2 protein-coding genes are annotated in these 2,426 nt (G+C 40.5%); both read right to left on the reverse strand.

The window, feature by feature from the left end:
* Positions 1-584 (reverse strand): IS110 family transposase (locus AB4Z45_RS32770; protein ID WP_441913816.1); only part of this gene is annotated, 584 nt, incomplete at its 3' end.
* A 744-nt stretch (positions 585-1,328) separates the two neighbouring features.
* Complete coding sequence (locus AB4Z45_RS32775; protein WP_441913817.1) at positions 1,329-2,231, reverse strand: stalk domain-containing protein; 903 nt, start codon at positions 2,229-2,231, stop codon at positions 1,329-1,331.
* Positions 2,232-2,426 lie beyond the last annotated feature (195 nt).

Below are 2,426 nucleotides of genomic sequence, written 5' to 3' on the forward strand. Positions count from 1 at the left end.
TGGCGTGCTGACTTGCATTCCCAATCCTTAAACACCGTAAGGAACTCTGGAAAGTACCGATCCAACCAGTTATGAACGCGGCCTTGCACCACGCGCAGATCTGTCGACAGATGTTCGCGGATTTTCATCGCTTCCCTTAGTTCGGCATAAATGCCCTGGGGAAGATGAGGTACGGCGTATCTTCCGTCTTTGACGAGCTGTGCGATGACCTTAGCATCTTTAATGTCGTTCTTGGTTGGTGAATTATCATCCAATTCTTTGCTTTTCTTCACGTGCAGCGGATTAACCACAGCGCACGTAATGTCCTGTTCTTTTAGAAAATGGACCAGGTTCAGCCAGTAGTGTCCGGTCGGTTCCATACCAACGATGACGTCCTGAACCTCTTGTTCAGTCGCAATCTTTTGGAACCAACTAATGAATAATTCAAAACCTTCTCGATTGTTTTCAAACGTGATCGATTTACCGAGCTCGACTCCGCGGTAGTCTTGTGCCCTGGCCACATGTTTGAATTTAGCAATGTCGACTCCGACAATTAAAGTAGAAGAAGTGATTTGATTAATTCGTTCATTTTGAGTAGAATGCATCTTGTAGTCTCCTTGGTTTTTATTTGGATCCAGTAGCCAGCCAGCATTATGGACCATTAACATCATACCAAGGAGTCTTTTTATTTCTCAAACCTCGTATTTCTTCATAATAGGAATGCTGCCCGTTAGTAAAAGGCTGCCCTGCGATCAAATCCATCGATGGGTCGACATTTTTTTCCCTGAGTTGCGACAAGTCTTCAAGAATATTATGTGTACGGGCTCACTGGCCACTCTTCGTCTTTTCCCTACACCCGAAGAACTAGATGAATTACATTCTCAAGATATCTTACGAGGCTGGAAATCGCTTATGAAACGGCATTCTGGCGATCGAAAAGCCCAAGCATTACTCTCTATCGCTTGTCGTACAGATGGATCTAAACAAGCCACGCATGCTTACAAGCTTTACTTAAAGTAGCTGCTCGATGGTGAGCCCTTTGGCGCTGCACTTATAGTCCTCGATTCGTCTCGCCCATCCTGGCGACGTCGTTCTTTATTTGTCATGAGGCAACCTCCTGTAATTTCGGTTGCTTTCATCTTCTCATATATTTAACAGGGACTGAAGGTGGCTAAGGTTTGACGCTTACTTTTATGCAGGATGGCCTGAATCTACTCGTTTACGGATGTTCATTAAATTGAGTTCTTTGCTTCTGCTCAAAATGGGAATTGGAAAATGATATTATTACAACAAGAGCCTGTTGAAGTTTCTCAACAGGCTTTGATGTGGTACTAAATTGAATTATGGATTTATTCTTTTGGGATTGTTTGTATAATGTCACCGTACATATCTGTTTTATAAGTGAATCTTTCGAACGGATGGTCTTCATCACGTCCATAACCATTTGAGTAGAACATTGCTGTATTAGATCCAGACATACTATGTTCAAATGAAACATCGAGCATTTCTTCAAGTGTATTGGTTAGTTGTTGGCCTGCTAAATGAATAATAGGTGTTTTATCTCCATATTGAAACTGCCAAACTGCCTTAGCTATTCCATCTTTAATCTCAACGACTGTATTGGCACGTCCAGTTCTATAAATATAACGTGATGCGTCTCCACGTGGAAAGCTGTAACTGTAAAAAGGAGTTGGTTCATTTTTTTCAGCTTCTGCAGACGGTGTAAAAGAGAAGGTAATTGGTAAAGAAATTGCTGCAAGACGAGCCTTATTTAGATCATCAGATGTAATAAGATTCTCATCAAGCTTAAAATCCTTACTGTTTATAAATAAAATTACTCTATTTTTTTCATAGGTTACACTGAATTCGAAAGCCTCAGTTATAAAACGAATGGGAACCATTATACGTCCGTTATTATTAACTGCTGGAACATCGAGCTTGATGGCTTTTCCATTTTTATAGGCAATTAATTGATTGGCTGTCACTTTCACTTCATCTTTAACTTTATTCATTATTATAGCCGTTCGACTTTTCGTGTCCCAGGTGTAGGATAATCCTAATGAAGATAGAGTCCGAATAGGAACCAAAACTCTTCCTTTTTCCACATAAGGATTACTGTCCGTTTTGATAAATGATCCATTAATGTTTACAACAATATCACGGGGTGATAGTTTCGTTGCTCCTAATGCTGTACTTTGAAATGCGAGTAAAAGCAAGAGAAACAAAGGGAGTGCTTTGTTTACAAGTTTCAATTTATCTTCTCCTTCCAATTATGGTATTTGTGCAGTTCGTTAATCTGCCCGTTAACATTCCTGTAGGTGTTAGTAGATTCGATTTGCAGAAAAACGAACGCCCCGCTAGGATGAGTATGTACTGGGTTGGAGCCCTCAGAACTCACCTTAGGAGGCGTTATCATGAAGTCTAGACTAATTAAAGCTCAAAATCAA

Source organism: Paenibacillus sp. MCAF9 (genome assembly GCF_052114265.1).
GTDB lineage: Bacteria > Bacillota > Bacilli > Paenibacillales > Paenibacillaceae > Pristimantibacillus.